Annotated in this window: 15 protein-coding genes; 7 read left to right on the top strand and 8 right to left on the bottom strand. The window is 70.3% G+C overall.

The genetic code is table 11. The features are described from left to right. Positions 1–335 precede the first annotated feature (335 nt). The 4 genes from AB0B45_RS32305 to AB0B45_RS32290 all read right to left on the bottom strand — a co-directional run bounded on the left by AB0B45_RS32305 (position 336) and on the right by AB0B45_RS32290 (position 5018). Positions 336–1154: a DegV family protein gene (locus tag AB0B45_RS32305; protein WP_358138309.1), complete on the bottom strand. Its 819-nt coding sequence runs from the start codon at positions 1152–1154 to the stop codon at positions 336–338. 13 nt (positions 1155–1167) lie between these two features. Continuing rightward, on the bottom strand, positions 1168–2376 hold the full coding sequence (hutI, locus tag AB0B45_RS32300; protein ID WP_358138307.1) for an imidazolonepropionase: 1209 nt from the start codon (positions 2374–2376) through the stop codon (positions 1168–1170). Positions 2377–2806: 430 nt separating this feature from the next. Continuing rightward, on the bottom strand, positions 2807–4261 hold the full coding sequence (gene hflX, locus AB0B45_RS32295; RefSeq protein WP_358138305.1) for a GTPase HflX: 1455 nt from the start codon (positions 4259–4261) through the stop codon (positions 2807–2809). Positions 4262–4325: 64 nt separating this feature from the next. Further along, complete coding sequence (locus AB0B45_RS32290; protein ID WP_358138303.1) at positions 4326–5018, bottom strand: DUF4097 family beta strand repeat-containing protein; 693 nt, start codon at positions 5016–5018, stop codon at positions 4326–4328. Positions 5019–5150: 132 nt separating this feature from the next. On the opposite strand from AB0B45_RS32290, the gene aceB reads away from it, so the two are divergent. Genes aceB through AB0B45_RS32265 form a run of 5 tightly spaced genes read left to right on the top strand, consistent with a single transcriptional unit; the run spans position 5151 to position 11399 of the window. Then, positions 5151–6728: a malate synthase A gene (gene aceB / locus AB0B45_RS32285; protein WP_358138301.1), complete on the top strand. Its 1578-nt coding sequence runs from the start codon at positions 5151–5153 to the stop codon at positions 6726–6728. Positions 6729–6780: 52 nt separating this feature from the next. Beyond that, complete coding sequence (locus AB0B45_RS32280) at positions 6781–8223, top strand: FAD-linked oxidase C-terminal domain-containing protein (protein ID WP_358138299.1); 1443 nt, start codon at positions 6781–6783, stop codon at positions 8221–8223. Continuing rightward, positions 8223–9392: an FAD-binding oxidoreductase gene (locus AB0B45_RS32275; RefSeq protein WP_358138297.1), complete on the top strand. Its 1170-nt coding sequence runs from the start codon at positions 8223–8225 to the stop codon at positions 9390–9392. Before AB0B45_RS32280 ends, AB0B45_RS32275 begins: the two co-directional genes overlap by 1 nt. Positions 9393–9396: 4 nt before the next feature. After that, positions 9397–10653, top strand: a complete 1257-nt coding sequence (locus tag AB0B45_RS32270; RefSeq protein ID WP_358138295.1) for a heterodisulfide reductase-related iron-sulfur binding cluster — start codon at positions 9397–9399, stop codon at positions 10651–10653. Continuing rightward, positions 10650–11399 (top strand): IclR family transcriptional regulator, encoded by a 750-nt coding sequence (locus AB0B45_RS32265; RefSeq protein ID WP_358138293.1) that lies wholly within the window; start codon positions 10650–10652, stop codon positions 11397–11399. The genes AB0B45_RS32270 and AB0B45_RS32265 overlap by 4 nt, the downstream gene beginning before the upstream one ends. Before the next feature lie 15 nt (positions 11400–11414). Here AB0B45_RS32265 and AB0B45_RS32260 read toward each other — a convergent pair whose 3' ends face one another. Then, positions 11415–12308: an SPFH domain-containing protein gene (locus AB0B45_RS32260; protein ID WP_358138291.1), complete on the bottom strand. Its 894-nt coding sequence runs from the start codon at positions 12306–12308 to the stop codon at positions 11415–11417. 128 nt (positions 12309–12436) lie between these two features. On the opposite strand from AB0B45_RS32260, the gene AB0B45_RS32255 reads away from it, so the two are divergent. Both AB0B45_RS32255 and AB0B45_RS32250 read left to right on the top strand, forming a co-directional pair. Beyond that, positions 12437–12649: a DUF2277 domain-containing protein gene (locus AB0B45_RS32255; RefSeq protein WP_358138289.1), complete on the top strand. Its 213-nt coding sequence runs from the start codon at positions 12437–12439 to the stop codon at positions 12647–12649. Positions 12650–12680: 31 nt separating this feature from the next. Continuing rightward, the gene (locus tag AB0B45_RS32250) at positions 12681–14585 is read left to right on the top strand and encodes a hypothetical protein (RefSeq protein ID WP_358138287.1); all 1905 of its coding nucleotides are present in this window, start codon (positions 12681–12683) and stop codon (positions 14583–14585) included. On the opposite strand, the gene AB0B45_RS32245 is transcribed toward AB0B45_RS32250, so the two are convergent. The 3 genes from AB0B45_RS32245 to AB0B45_RS32235 all read right to left on the bottom strand — a co-directional run. Continuing rightward, a complete protein-coding gene (locus AB0B45_RS32245; RefSeq protein WP_358138285.1) occupies positions 14566–14757 on the bottom strand; it encodes a hypothetical protein in 192 nt (63 codons plus the stop codon). The two genes, AB0B45_RS32250 and AB0B45_RS32245, sit on opposite strands and share 20 nt — an antisense overlap. A 23-nt stretch (positions 14758–14780) precedes the next feature. Beyond that, entirely contained in the window at positions 14781–14945 is a 165-nt protein-coding gene (locus AB0B45_RS32240; RefSeq protein WP_358138613.1) for a hypothetical protein, read from the bottom strand. 285 nt (positions 14946–15230) lie between these two features. Next, positions 15231–15693 (bottom strand): ATP-binding cassette domain-containing protein (locus AB0B45_RS32235; RefSeq protein ID WP_358138283.1); only part of this gene is annotated, 463 nt, incomplete at its 5' end.

Raw genomic sequence — 15693 nt, 5'->3', positions numbered from 1 at the left:
ACGCGCATCCACAGGACCGCCGGTCGAGGATCCAGGTGGTGAGATGTCGTCTGGTGGTCGGCGAGAGGGGGGCGGGTCGGGCGTGGGGCGACCGAGGGACGCGGAAGAGCCGTCGGCGGGTGCCCCGGTTGCGTTCCGAAGGGCTGAGCGCGCCAGGGAGAGCCTGGACGCGCCGCCCCCGGCGTGCCAGAGCCGCTGCAGACGCCTCGCGGCCACGGCGCGCTCGACGTTCTCCTCTGAGTTGCGCACAGGCGGAAAGCTAGGCCACGCGCCCCACAGGCCAGAGTGCCGAACCCGGTTCTGTGGAAAACCGGATGGGCTGTGGATGGCCGGGGTCAGGAGGTGGGCGACACCGTGATGCCCAACGCCCCTGGGCCCACGTGGACGCCGATGACCGCGCCGACCTCGACGACGCTCAGCCGTACCAGCTTCCGCAGCCGCTTGGTCAGCCGCTCGGCCAACGCCTCGGCCCGGCTCTGCGCCGACAGGTGCTGGACCGCCACGTCGACCGGTTCCTCACCGGCCGTGGCCACGGCCAGGTCCTCCAAGCGCGAGATGGCCCGCGCGGCCGTGCGGACCTTCTCCAGCGGCACGATCCTGCCGCCCTCCAGATGCAGGATCGGTTTGATCGCCAGCGCCGATCCGACCAGCGTCGCCGCCGCCCCGATGCGTCCGCCCCGCCGCAGGTACTCCAGGGTGTCGACGTAGAAGTACGTCTCGGTGCGGGCGGCCGACGTCCTGGCGGTCGTCGCGACCTCCTCCAGGGATCGTCCCGCGTCGGCGGCCCGAGCCGCGGCGAGAACCGGGAAGCCGAGCCCCATGGCGATCGATCGGGTGTCCACCACCTCCACGGGCCCCGGCGCCTCCGCGGCCGCGAGCCTGGCGGCCTCCGCCGTACCGGAGAGGTCGCCTGAAAGGTGCACGGACACCACGCCGGTGGCCCCGGAGGAGAAGGCGGCGGCGTAGGCCGCGGCGAAGCGGTGGGGGGCCGGGCGGGAGGTGGTCACGGGGGTCCACTCGCCGATGCCGACCTGCGTCCCTTCGTCGTACGGCCGGCCGCCCACGATCACCTGGAGCGGCACCACCGTCACCCCCGGAGGAACGGCAGGCAGGTAGGCCGTGGAATCGGTGACGATCGCAACCGAAGGTGACATACCCAGAGGTTAGCTACTGGACCGGCGTTCCGCCCCGCCAGACCCTGCGCGGCTTGAGCCCGAAGGACCAGGCGAAGGCGCCCTCGTGGTCGGCGTCCCACTGCACGATGTCGGCCAGCCGTCCGGGCGCGAGCACGCCCCTGTCGGGCGCGCCGAGCACGGTGGCGCCGCCGAGGGTGGCCGCCCGCAGCGCGTCGCCGACGCTCATCCCGAAGGCCGCCACCGCCAGGCTGATGACCAGCGCCATCGAGGTGATGCCGCAGTGTCCAGGGTTGTGGTCGCTGCCGAGGGCGATGGTGACGCCCTGGGAGATCATCCGGCGGACCGGCGGGAGGCTGCCGCGCTGCATCGCGGTGGCGGGGCAGAGCACGGCGGGCACGCCGTATCGGGAAAGGACCGCGATGTCCTCGTCGGAGGTGTGGTGGAGCAGGTCGGCCGAGGCGCAGCCGAGCTCGGCGGCCAGTTGGACGGCGCCGCGGCGGCTGTAGGCGCCCGCGTGGACGCGGGGCAGCAGGCCGACGTTGCGCCCGGAGGCCAGCACCCAGCGCGACTCGTCGGTGGTGAAGTGGCCCTCGTCGCAGTAGACGTCGACGCTGTCGGCGCCCGCCGCCGCCGCGTCGGCGCACCACGCGCCCACGGCCTCGATGTAGTCGCGTTGGCGGCCGAAGTACTCGGGGGGCACGACGTGCGCGGCGAGGAACGTGACGTGCACGCGCGGCATCATCGGCTCCTTCTCCAGCTCGCGCAGGAGCCGCACGTCGGCGAGCTCGCCGTCGCGGGTGAGGTGATAGCCGGTCTTGGCCTCGACCGTGGTGGTGCCGCTGAGCAGCCATGAGCGCAGCCGCTCGCGCACGCCGTTGCAGAGGGTCCAGGGGTCGGTGCCGCGGGTCACGGTGACGGTGGAGCCGATGCCGCCGCCCGCCGCGTTGATCGCCGAAGGGGAGGAGCCGCTGGAGCGCATGGCCATCTCGGCGTAGCGGTTGCCCGCGTAGACGGGATGGGTGTGCGCGTCGATCAGGCCGGGGGTGACGAGCGCGCCGCTGAGGTTTTCGACCTGGTCGACGTCGACGATGTCGTCGACGACGCCGGGAACGCTCTGCGGGAGGTCGGCCGCACGGCCCACCCAGGCGATGCGGTCGTTGTGCACGAGGAGGGCCGCGTTGCTGATGACGTCGTTGCCGGTCCACATGCGGCCGATATTGGTGAGCAGTCGAACGGTCATCGCACCACCCCGCACTTGGGCAGCGGAGAGCGAGCGGCGGCTACCGCGCCCACTGAGTCCGCTCCGGGTCCGGCCGACATCGGGGGTCTCCTGCTCTCATCCGCACCGATTGTGCGGTGACCGGTCGCCGGGCTCATGATCCGGCGATTTCAGTTCAGTTACGTTATTTCACAGGTCGGCTCGCTGTACAGGGTTATTCGGAAGAAAGCATGCGCATCAAAACGGCGTATACGTCCCTTGGGGCAGCTCGGCCCCGTCAATCCCCATCGGCCCCCGCAGGCGACATCACTCGCAGCAGCCATCTCGATACCCGCGCCATCAGTGTCGTAAGGCTTGACTTATGGTAGCAATCCAAGCGTTCAAGGACCACCGCCGTTTTTGTCCGAGAATGAGAAAATCGCGCGGGGAATCCCCGCGCGATTTTCGCAGCTCACACCCGCTCTACGGGTTTCCCTACCTGCTCCAGATCATGGAAGAGGCTCGACAGGACGCGCGCGTGGAGGATGGTGCCGTCGCCGACATGCTCGACGGAGATCACCTCACCCTCCTTGTGCGCACGGGAGATCAGGTCTCCCCTGTCGTACGGCACGAGCATCGACACCTCGTGATCGAGCCTGGGCAGCTCGCGCTCGATCATGGCCAGCAGCTCGTCGATCCCCGCGCCCGTCCGGGCCGAGACGACGATGCTGTTGCGCTCGCTCCTGGTGAGCCGGTCGATCACTTCCTGCTCGGCGGCGTCGGCCTTGTTGATCACCACGACCTCGGGCACGTCGAGCGCGCCCTCGATCTCGGAGAAGACCTGGCGGACCGCGCTGAGCTGGCCCTCGGGGTCGGGGTGGGAACCGTCGACCACGTGGAGGATCAGGTCGGCGTCGGCGACCTCCTCGAGCGTGGAGCGGAACGCCTCGATCAGCTGGGTCGGCAGCAGCCGTACGAAACCGACGGTGTCGGCGATCGTGAACACCCTGCCCTCCGGCGTGCGCGCCCTGCGCACGGTCGGGTCGAGGGTGGCGAACAGGGCGTCCTCGACCAGCACGCCCGCGCCGGTGATGCGGTTGAGCAGCGAGGACTTGCCCGCGTTGGTGTAACCGGCGATGGCCACGGCGGGAACCTCGCGGCTCGCGCGGTGCGCGCGCATGGTCTCACGCGCGGTGGACATGCCGCCGATCTGGCGGCGGAGCTTGGCCATGCGCTCGCGGATGCGGCGCCGGTCCAGCTCGATCTTGGTCTCACCTGGACCGCGGCCGCCGATGCCCACGCCGCCGGCGGCGCGACCACCGACCTGCCTGGACAGGTTGCCACCCCAGCCACGCAGGCGCGGCAGGAGGTACTGCAGCTGGGCCAGCTCGACCTGGGCCTTGCCCTCGCGGCTCTTGGCGTGCTGGGCGAAGATGTCGAGGATCAGCGCCGTGCGGTCGATGACCTTGACCTTGACCACTTCTTCGAGCTGGCGCAGCTGGCCTGGGCTCAGCTCGCCGTCGCAGATCACGGTGTCGGCGCCGGTCGACTCGACCACGTCGCGCAGCTCGAGCGCCTTGCCCGAGCCGATGTAGGTAGCGGGATCGGGGCTCTGCCGCCGCTGGATGAGGCCGTCGAGGACCTCCGAGCCTGCGGTCTCGGCCAGGAGCTTGAGCTCCAGGAGCGAGTTGTCGGCTTCGGCCGCCGTACCCGAGGTCCAGACGCCCACGAGGACGACCCGCTCCAGCCGTAGCTGGCGGTACTCGACCTCGGTGACGTCCTGAAGCTCAGTGGACAGGCCCGCCACACGGCGGAGCGCATGGCGCTCTTCCAGATCCAGCTCGCCGAGCTCGACGTCGTCGGTGGCGGAGTCGGTGGCGGAGTCACGCGTGTAGCGAGTACGGGAGTCGTTGTGCATTCGTGTCATCTCTAGTAGGCAACGTTCGGACGCCCCAGAATCATCCCCGACATACGGCCCGTCAGTCACCTGGTTAAAGGGGCAGGATCTTTATGTCGCCCGAGCCCGTGCGAACGCTGACCTTGTGCGGCGCGCCGGAGTCGTCGGTCACCTTCACCTCGGCGTCGCCCGAGCCGACCTCGGTGGTGACGTCGTAGGGGCCCTGCGGGAGGTAGAGCGTGGCGTCGCCCGACCCCGCCTCCGCCTCGATGCTGTCCGGCGGGCGCGCGAACTTCAGCTCGATACCGCCCGAGCCGGTCTCCGCGACGACGCGCTTGCCGCCGAGGCCGTCGGCGTCCATCTCGCCCGAGCCCGTCTTGGCCTCGATCTCCCCTGTCAGCGAGCGCATGGTGAGGTCGCCAGAACCGGTGTCGGCCTTGATCCGGAGGCCCTTGGGGACCTCGATCGTGTAGTCGACCCAGCAACTGTCGCCGGTCGCGCAGCTGTAGGTGAGCTCGAGCGTGTCGGCCTTCACCTCGTGCGAGGTCTCGGGCTCGCGGTCGCGCCAGTGCCGCTTCTCCGTGACCTTGATCCCGGTCCTCTCGGTCTCGCTGACCACGACGTCGCCTGCCCCGCTCATGACGTCCAGGCCGGCGACCTTGTCCGACACCACGTAGGTCTCGGTCTTCTCGTCCGCGGCTCTGCCCATCCCGACAAGCCCGCAACCCGTCAGCGCCGTGGCGCCGACCACCAGCGCACTTAGGGCGATCACGCCTTTCGTCCTCATGTCTCCATGTTCTCCCGGGAAAGGAAAAGGCAGCCTCGGGGATCACCCTTGCCTTGTCCCGGACCGACCCTGTGAAGTAGCGTCACTTCCATAATCCAGAACTAGTTTTCCACATTGCGGAAAGAGGCCCCAATGGAGATCACCGGCCCGATGCTCGACCGGTTCGAGGAGATCCTCACGCCGGAGGCGCTGGCCTTCGTGGCGGAGCTCCACGGGAAGTTCGACGCCAGGCGCCTGGAACTCCTGGACGCGAGGCAGGCCAGACAGGCCGAGCTGTCCGCCGGCGGCACGCTCGACTTCCTCGCCGAGACCAAGGAGGTCAGGGAGGGCGAGTGGCGGGTCGCGCGGCCCGCGCCCGGCCTCGAGGACCGCAGAGTCGAGATCACCGGGCCCGTCGACCGCAAGATGACCATCAACGCCCTCAACTCCGGCGCCAAGGTGTGGCTCGCCGACTTCGAGGACGCCAACTCCCCCCAGTGGGAGAACTGCGTGAGCGGCCAGCTCAACCTGCGCGACGCGCTCGACCGCACGATCGACTTCGAGACCGGCGGCAAGAGCTACACGCTCAGGCCCGACGCCGAGCTGGCCACCATCGTCGTGCGGCCGCGCGGGTGGCACCTCAACGAGAAGCACGCCCTGGTCGACGGGCAGGAGGTCTCGGCCTCGCTGTTCGACTTCGGCCTCTACTTCTTCCACTGCGCCTCCAGGCAGCTCGCCAAGGGCAAGGGTCCGTACTTCTACCTGCCGAAGATGGAGTCGCACCTGGAGGCCCGGCTCTGGAACGACGTCTTCGTCCACGCCCAGCGCGCGCTCGGCCTGGACAACGGCACGATCAGGGCGACCGTGCTGATCGAGACCTATCCCGCGGCGTTCGAGATGGAGGAGATCCTCTACGAGCTGCGCGACCACTCCGCCGGCCTCAACGCGGGCCGCTGGGACTACCTGTTCAGCGTCATCAAGAAGTTCCGCACCAGGGGCCGCGAGTTCCTGCTGCCCGAGCGCAACGCCGTGACGATGACCGCGCCGTTCATGCGCGCCTACACCGAGCTGCTCGTGCGCAGCTGTCACAAGCGCGGCGCCCACGCCATCGGCGGCATGGCCGCCTTCATCCCCAGCCGCAGGGACCCCGAGGTCAACGCCGTCGCCCTCGACAAGGTCAGGGCCGACAAGACCCGCGAGTCCGGCGACGGCTTCGACGGCTCCTGGGTGGCCCACCCCGACCTGGTGCCGATCTGCGACGAGATCTTCACCTCCGTGCTCGGCGAGCGGCCCAATCAGCTCGACAGGCTCCGCGAGGAGGTCGAGGTGTCAGCGGCCGACCTGCTCGCCGTCTCCGCCACTCCTGGCGACATCACGGAGAACGGCCTGCGCAACAACGTGGAGGTCGCCCTGCGCTACCTGGCCGCCTGGATGGGCGGGCTCGGCGCGGTCGCGATCCACAACCTCATGGAGGACGCGGCCACCGCCGAGATCTCCCGCTCCCAGATCTGGCAGTGGATCCACAACGGCATCACGCTCGCCGACACCGGCGCGCTGGTGACCAGGGAACTGGTCGAGCAGATCATCGCCGAGGAGCTCGCCGGGATCGCCGCCGAGCCCGGCTACGACGAGCGGCTGTACGGCCAGGCCGAGGCGCTGTTCAAGGAGGTCGCGCTCAACGACGACTTCGCCGAGTTCCTCACCCTCCCCGCCTATGCCCGTATGCCGTAGCTTTCTGACCCGGGGCCGGCGAGAGCGGCCGGTCCCGGGGAGGTAGGTGCCCATGATCTCGACCGCGCTCACCGAGGGCCTGCGGGCGTTCCTGCCGGAGGACTCGGTTATCACCGATCCGGTACGGCTGCGCACCTACGAGTGCGACGGCCTCACCTATCACCGCGCCATGCCGGGCGTGGCCGTCCTGCCGGAGACCGCTGAGCAGATCGCGGCGGTGGTCAGGCTGTGCAACGAGCACGGCGTGCCGTTCGTGGCGCGCGGCTCGGGCACCGGTCTGTCGGGCGGCGCTCTCCCCCGCACCGACGGCGTGCTGATCGTCACCTCCAGGATGCGGTCGATCGTGGAGATCGACCTGCCCAACCGCAGGGCCGTCGTCGAGCCGGGCGTCACGAACCTGGCGATCACCCAGGCGGTCCGCGACCAGGGCTACTACTACGCGCCCGACCCCTCCAGCCAGCAGATCTGCTCGATCGGCGGCAACGTGGCGGAGAACTCGGGCGGCGCGCACTGCCTGAAGTACGGCTTCACCGTCAACCACGTCGAGGCCTGCGAGATCGTCACGCCCGACGGCGACATCGTGGTCCTGGACCGGCACGATCCCGGCTACGACCTGCTCGGCGCGTTCATCGGGTCCGAGGGCACGCTGGGGATCACGACCAAGGTGACCGTACGGCTCAGCCGTGCGCCCGAGAGCGTGATCACGGTGCTGGCGGCCTTCGAGAGCATCGAGCGGGGCGGCGAGGCCGTGTCCGCGATCATCGCGACGGGCATCGTGCCCGCGGCGATCGAGATGATGGACGCGCTGGCCATCGCCGCCGCCGAGGCGGCCGTGGCCTGCCGGTACCCGGAGAACGCGGGCGCGGTACTGATCGTCGAGCTGGACGGGCCGCGCGCGGAGGTCGACACGCAGTTCGAGCAGCTCAAGGAGATCTGCTCGGGCGCCTTCGAGCTGCGGGTGGCCGCCGGGCCCGACGAGCGGGCGGCGATCTGGAAGGGACGCAAGTCGGCGTTCGCCGCCGTCGGCCGGATCAGCCCCGCCTACATCGTGCAGGACGGCGTGGTCCCGCGCACGGCGCTTCCCGAGGTCCTGGCCGGCATCGACAGGCTCTCCCAGGAGCACGGCATCAAGGTCGCCAACGTCTTCCACGCCGGCGACGGCAACCTGCACCCCCTGGTGCTCTTCGACGACGCCGAGCCGGGAGCGGGCGAGCGGGCCGAGATCGTCTCCGGCCGGATCCTCGACCTGTGCATCGAGCACGGCGGCTCGATCACCGGCGAGCACGGCGTGGGCGTCGACAAGGCGCGCTACATGCCGAGGATGTTCTCGGCCGACGACCTCGACACCATGCAGCTCGTCAGGTGCGCCTTCGACCCGCGCGGGCTGTCGAACCCGGGCAAGGTGTTCCCCACACCTCGCCTGTGCGGCGAGGTGCCGGGCGTGCGCAAGGGCGTGCACCCGCTGGTCGAGTCGGGAAAGGCGGAGCAGTTTTGATGCCGAGCGGGGTCACCGTCAGGCAGGCGGGTCCGGACGACGAGGTGGCGGGCGTACGGCCGCGCTGGGTCGCGCTGCCCGAGACCACCGAGGAGATCGCCGCCGTCCTGAAGAGCGCCGCGGAGCGGGACCTGGCCGTCGTCCCGGTCGGCGGCGGCTCCAAGTTGCACTGGGGCCCGCCGCCCGAGCGCTGCGACGTGCTGCTCGACACCTGCTGTCTCAACCAGGTCGTCGAACACGCCTCGGGTGATCTCGTGGTGAAGGCGCAGGCGGGCGTCACCATGGACGCGCTGGCCGACACCCTCGCCGCGCAGGGCCAGGAGCTGGCGCTCGACGTCCCCGTGGAGGGCGCGACCGTCGGCGGCACCCTCGCCACCGCGACCGCGGGCCCGCGTTCCCTCCGGTACGGCACGGCCCGCGACCTGCTCATCGGCATCACCGTCGTCCTCGCCGACGGCACCGTCGCCCACTCGGGCGGCAAGGTGGTCAAGAACGTGGCTGGCTACGACCTCGGCAAGCTCTTCACCGGCTCGTACGGCACGCTCGGCGTGATCGCCGAGGCGACCTTCCGCCTCCACCCTCGCGCCGCCGATCGCCGCTGGGTGACCCTGTCCGTACCGCAGGCCACCGCCTTGGGCTCCATCGCCACCGGTCTCGCCGTCTCCCAGGCCGAGCCCGCGGCCATCGAGGTCGACCGGCCGGGCGACGGCGCGGGGGTCGAGCTGGCCGTCCTGGTGGAGGGGACGGCCGCCCGGTCTCGCGCGGAGTCCATCGCCGCCCTCCTCGGCGGTCCTGCCGCGATCGAGCCGCGGCCCCCGTCGTGGTGGGGCGTGCTGCCCGACAACCAGGTACTGCTGGAGGTGCGTTTCCCGCCCTCGCGGGCCGACCAGGTGCTTCAGGAGACGCTCGGGCTCGGCGCGGCGGTCCGCGGCTCGCCGGCCTCAGGGGTCCTGTGGCTCGGCGGCGACGAGCGGCTCGTGGAGGCCGTGCCGCCGCTACGGAAGCGGCTCGGCGAGTTCGGCGGCAGGGTCACCGTGGTGGCCGCTCCGCCGTACCCGGGCCTGGACAGATGGGGTGAGATCAGCGCGCTCCCGCTGATGCGGCGCGTGAAGGAACGTTTCGATCCCGGGCGCAGGATGTCTCCCGGCAGGTTCGTGGGAGGGATCTGACCCGATGGAACCCGAGCTGATCAAGGACTGCGTGCACTGCGGGTTCTGCCTGCCGACGTGCCCGACCTACGTGCTGTGGGGCGAGGAGATGGACTCCCCTCGCGGCCGCATCCATCTGATGGGCCAGCACGTCGAGGGCACGCCCATCACGCCCGCGATGGCGGGCCACTTCGACGCGTGCCTGGGCTGCATGGCGTGCGTGACCGCGTGCCCGTCCGGCGTGCGGTACGACCGGCTGATCGAGCAGACCCGCGCCGAGGTCGAACGCGAGCACGTGCGCGAGCCGCAGGATCGGGCGGTGCGCGGGCTGGTGTTCGGGCTGTTCCCCTATCCGCGCAGGCTGCGCGCGCTGCGGCCGACGCTCGGGCTGGCCAGACGGCTCCAGCCGCTGCTCGAACGGGCGCACCCGAGCCTGGGCGCGATGATCGCCCTCGCGCCGCCTCCGGCCAGGCGGCAGCGGCTGCCGCGCCGCGTCACGGCCGTGGGGCCGCGCAGGGCGGTGGTCGGGATGTTGACCGGATGCGTGCAGGGCGAGTTCTTCCCCCAGGTGAACGCGGCGACCGCGCGCGTGCTGGCGTTGGAGGGGTGCGACGTGGTGATCCCGCCGCACCAGGGGTGCTGCGGGGCGCTGAGCGTGCACTCGGGACGGTCGGAGCAGGCGCGGCGGTTCGCCAAGCGGACGATCAGGACGTTCGAGCGAGCCGGGGTGGACACCGTCGTGGTGAACGCGGCGGGCTGCGGCTCCTCGATGAAGGAGTACGCGGATCTGCTGGGCGACTCGCAGGAGTGGGCCGCCAGAGCGCGCGCGATCAGGACCGTCGACCTGGCCGAATGGCTGGCCGAGCTGGGTCCCGTGGCGAAACGGCATCCGCTGCCGGTGACCGTGGCCTACCACGACGCCTGCCACCTGGCGCACGCCCAGGGGATCAGGGCGCAGCCGAGGGAGCTGCTTCGCGGCATCCCCGAACTGTCGCTGCGGGAGATCCCCGAGTCGGACCTGTGCTGCGGGTCTGCTGGGACGTACAACATCTTCCAGCCCGCCGCGGCGCGCGACCTCGGGGACAGGAAGGCGGAGCGGGTGCGGTCGACGGGGGCGGAGTTGCTGGTGTCGGCCAACCCCGGGTGCACGATGCAGATCGCGGCGGCGATGCGGCGGCGGGGCGAGGAGATCAGGGTCGCGCACACGGCCGAGGTGCTGGACGCCTCCCTTCGCGGCGTCTCCCCCTCTGTCCTCAGCGGCGCCGTTGGGAGGGGCGCGTGAGCGTGCAGTCGGTCGATCGGGCGCTGGACGTGCTCGAGGCCCTGGCCGCGCACGGCGGCGAGGCGGGACTGTCGGAGATCGCGGCTCGCACCGGCCTGCCGTACGGGACGATCCACCGCCTGCTGCAGACGCTGCTGGCCCGCGGCTACGTGCGGCAGGAGTCCGACCGCAGGTACGCGCTCGGCGGCGCGCTCGTCAGGCTGGGCGGGGTCGCCGAACGGATGGTGGGGGTGTGGGCGCAGCCGTATCTCACCAGGATGGTCGAGCTGTCGGGCGAGACCGCCAACCTCGCCGTGCTGGAGGGCGACTTCATCGTGTACGTCGCGCAGGTGCCCTCACCGCGCAGGCTGCGGATGTTCGCCGAGGTCGGCAGGCGGGTGCTGCCGCACAGCACGGCCGTGGGCAAGGTGCTGCTCGCCGACAGGCCGGACGGCGAGGCGATGGCGGTGTTCGAGCGGACCGGCATGCCCAGGCGCACCGCCAACACGATCACCGACAGCGAGGCCATGCGGACCGAGCTGGCCACGGTCAGGAACCGGGGGTACGCCATGGACCTCGGGGAGGAGGAGCTCGGCGTGCACTGCCTCGCCGTGCCGGTGAACGACGGGGTTCGCGTGGTGGCCGCCATGTCGGTGTCGGGACCCGCCGACCGCATCGAGGCGCTCGACAGGGACGAGCTGGCCGAGGGCATGCGGAAGATCGCCCTCGACTTCGGCCGCGAGCTGAGCTCCACGAACAGCTGGTGAGTCCCTCTCAGAAGCTCAGCGCTTCGGCGTGATGTTGATCGTGCCGTTCTGCGGTACGGGCACCACGTCGACCTTGCCGTCCTGGATCGCCTTCCAGAGGATCGCGCCGTTCGGCCCGAGCACCCTGACCAGGTCCTGGATCGACTCGAGCTCCGTCTTCACCTTGGCGTTGATCTGCTGCTGGGCCAGGTTCTGCTGCTTGGCGGCCTGCTCGGCGGCCAGTGCGTTGATGAGGCTCTCGGGCGGCTGCGGCTTCTGGATGGTCAGCACCACGTCACCGCAGTCGCCCGTTCCCGAGTAGTTGGGCTGGCAGAAGTACTCGGCGCCGGCGGTCTCCTTGATGAACTGCCTGGCCAGCTGGCCGACCCGCTGCTCCCACTGCTGCTTGACCGTAGGATCGTTGAACAACTTCTTCCACTCGAACTCCTGCGAGGCGGCGTCCATCGCCCGGTCGAGCGGCTGCTTGAAGTAGAAGTTGAGCATCTTGGTCCAGCCACGAGACGTGCCGTCCTCGAAGTACGCGCCGAACTTGCGGCCGATCTTCTCGTGGAACTGCTGGAGGACCTTGCAGTCGGTGTTGAGCGTGAAGGTCGCCGAGCCTGACACCTTCATCTCGACGTTGTCCTTCGACACGATGCTGATCCCGCCCGACTCCGCCTCGTCCGAGCCTGAGAAGTCGAAGGTCCGCTGGCCGAAGGGGTAGTGGTAGTCGGTGTCACCCGGACCAAGCCAGGTGGCGCCGCTGGACGGGCTGATGCACCGCTCGAACTTGATCGCCTCGAAGGTTCCGCCCGCGTAGTGGAGCACGACCTCGTCGGGTTCGGTGCTGACGCGGGAGAAGCCGGTGGCGATGGCGATCAGGGCGATGAGCGCCGCACCTGCCGCTGCGATTAAGAGTCCCTTTCTCACGCGGCGAGATCCTACTGGGCGCTCGGACTCCTTCGACGGACGGTGACCCGCTCGCCACGACCCGCTCGCCACCGCCCGCTTGACCCGGCGCCCGAGAAAGGTCGGTCGTGGAAGGTAGCGTGCGAGGCATGTGTAGAAGCATCAAGACGCTGCGCCCGCCGTACACCGACGACGTCACCGAGGACGACGTGCGCGCCGCCGCCCTGCAGTACGTCAGGAAGATCTCCGGTTTCCGCGCCCCCGCCGCGCACAACGCCGAAGCCTTCAACGCCGCCGTCGAGGCCGTCACCAAGGCCTCCGAGGAGCTCCTGGCGGGCCTGCAGATCCGCGGAGCCCATTGACAGCCACACAGGGCGGGGGAATGTTCCTCGTATGCCCCCCATCAGCGGCCTGTACCGCGGCCAGGACGGTGAATCCCAGCTCGACCTGAGAGTCGACGTCGACGGAGCGAGACCGACAGGGCGGCTCAGCGGCGACCTGTTCACCACGACCGGCGCGACGACCAACTACCACGGTTCGTTCGTCGTGCACTCCACGACCAGGCAGGGCGACAGGGTCGAGGGGCAGGGCGCCTTCACGTTCCCCTCGCCCGACAGGCACGTGACCGTCACCATCACCGCCGACTCCGCCACCGCGACGGTCGCGGGGAGAACGTATCGGCTCGGCCGCGTGTCGCCGTACTTCAGGAGCGTGCTGCTGGAGCAGGACTCGGTGGCGGGGGCGGTGCCGTTCGTGTCCTACGACACGGGCTCGCTGCCGTGCCCTTCGGGCAGGCGGGTGCTGACGGTGGCGGAGGCGTACGCGGAGGCGGGCGTGGAGCTGCACGTCGCCGAGCCCGGCGTGATCCCGGTGGACGGCGCGGGCGAGGATCTGGCATGGGACGACTCCGAACTGCACAACGCGATGACCAGGCAGTTCTCCTCGTTCGGCGACCAGGCGGCGTGGCGGGTGTGGCTACTGGTCGCCAGCAAGCACGTGGGCGGGTTCCGCGGCATCATGTTCGACTACAACGACGGCTGCCAGCGTCAGGGCGCGGCCGTCTTCCATGACGCGATCAAGGGCGACTCGCCGCAGGCCCAGCGGGCCCAGCTGCGCACGTACGTCCACGAACTCGGCCACGCCTTCAACCTCCTGCACTCCTGGCAGAAGAACCTGGCCCGCCCGCCGCAGCCACTCGGCCCGCGCGGCGGCTTCGGCGACCTGTCGTGGATGAACTACGTGCAGAACTACGTGCCAGGCGGCGAGCCGGCCTACTGGCAGGCCTTCCCGTTCCAGTTCACCGACCCCGAGCTCGTCCACCTGCGTCACGGCTTCTTCCGCGACGTGGTCATGGGCGCCAACGCCTTCGGCACGGGCGCGGCGGAGGTCGACCCGTTCGAGCAGCCGGTCGACGACCGGTCGGGGCTGCTGCTGGAGGTGCGGGCGAAGGACTCCTTCGGGTACGGCGAGCCCGTCGTCGTCGAGCTGAAGCTGTCGTCGAAGGGCGAGGCCCGCACGACGCACGGACACCTGCATCCCGACACCGAGTTCACGCAGCTCTCCATCACCCAGCCGTCGGGCAGGACCGTCCTGTACCGCCCGATGATGCGGCACTGCGTGGACGAATCGGTCGAGATCAGGCTGGACGCCGGCAATCCGGCGATGTACCGCAGCGCCTACATCGGCCACGGCCGCGACGGGCACTACTTCCAGCAGCCGGGCGACTACCTGGTGCGCGCGCAGTACATCGGGGTCGACGGCTCCCGCATCGTCTCCGCCCCCTGCCTGGTGCGGGTGCGCCATCCGATCACCACCGACGACCACCAGGTGGGCGAGCTGATGCTGGGCGAGGAGCAGGGCAAGCTGTTCTCGCTGCTGGGCTCGGACTCCCCGACGCTGCGTTCGGGCAACGAGGCGCTGGAGGAGGTCATCGGCAGGTTCGGCGACCACCCGCTGGCCGTCTACGCGCGGATGGTGAAGGGCCTGAACGCGGAGCGCGAGTTCAAGGACCTCGGCGCGGACAAGAAGCTGCACGTGCGCCCGCCCGACACGAGGGAGAGCATCGAGCTGCTCGGTCAGGTGGCGAGGGAGGCGACGGTCGACAACATCACGCTCAACATGGTGACGCGCCGCCTGGCGCGGGCCGTGGCGAGGGGAGGCGACCTGGATCGCGCGTTCGACCTGATGGACGACATGGTGTCCACGTTCGCCGCGAAGGGGATCAACCCCATCGTGCTCGGCCAGATCAGCCGGCAGGCGAAACTGACCAAGCAGGCGCTCAGCGCCGAGATGTCATGACGGGGCGGTCCTGCCCGTCGCAGCTGATCTCGATCTTGACGTCGCGGTCGCCCGACTCGAACTCGACCTCGACCCTGTCGCGGGATTCGGTCTCGACGTCGTCGGTGGTGTAGCCCTGGGCGGGGCTCCACGAGCGCAACCGCACCAGGCCCGCCTCGCACGCCGCGACCACGGCTCGACGGCGGGCGCGGACGACTACGTGGTCAAGCCGTACAGCTCGGCCCAGCTCGACGCCCGCATCAGGGCGGTGCTCAGGAGGGCGGGCGACGTCAGGGAGAAGCCGGAGCTCACGGTCGGCGACCAGCTCCTGGACGCGAGGGCCAGGACGGCGACCCTCGCGGGCGTCGCGCTCGATCTCACGCCGCGCGAGTTCGACGTCCTGCTCTACCTCGCCGCCAGGCCGGGCGAGGTGGTGACCAAGCGCGAGCTGCTCACCGAGGTGTGGCAGGTGCGGCAGGATCGTGAAGTTCGAGAGGGACCGCGACGACGACAGGGGCCGGGACGACCAGGGCCGCGACGACGACAGAGGGCGGGACGACAGGAGCCGCGACGACAGGGGTCGCCACGGGGACGACGACTGACTCGGCGTCCTCCTCCCGAACGCGGCCCCAGCCCCAAGGTGAGCAGATCTGCGCAGGTCATCGGTCATTCACCCAGTGCGGGCGCCGCGGAGACAGACCAGAAATCGGCGTAGTGGCCGCCACGGCGCAGCAGCTCGTCGTGGCTGCCCTCCTCCACGATCCGGCCGCCGTCCAGGAAGACGACGCGGTCGGCGCGCCGGACGGTGCGCATCCGATGCGCCACCATCACCACCGTCCGGCCCGCCATCAGGCGCTCGATACCCTCGTGGACGGCCGCCTCGTTCACCGGGTCCAGCGCGGAGGTCACCTCGTCCAGCAGCACGATGGGCGCGTTCTTCAGCAGCGCTCGCGCGATCGAGACACGCTGACGCTCACCACCCGACAGCAGCGCGCCGCCCTCGCCGACATTCGTCGCCCATCCGCCGGGCAGCTGCTCGATCACCTCGTCCAGCCGGGCCGCTGTCGCCGCCGCCCGCACCTGGGCCTCGTCGGCGTCGGGACGGCCGAGACGCACGTTCTCCTCGATC

This window comes from Nonomuraea sp. NPDC049152 (genome assembly GCF_040648355.1).
In the GTDB taxonomy this organism is placed as follows: domain Bacteria; phylum Actinomycetota; class Actinomycetes; order Streptosporangiales; family Streptosporangiaceae; genus Nonomuraea.
The sequence above is the reverse complement of the archived record's forward strand: the minus strand, read 5'-3'. Positions and strand labels throughout refer to the sequence as shown.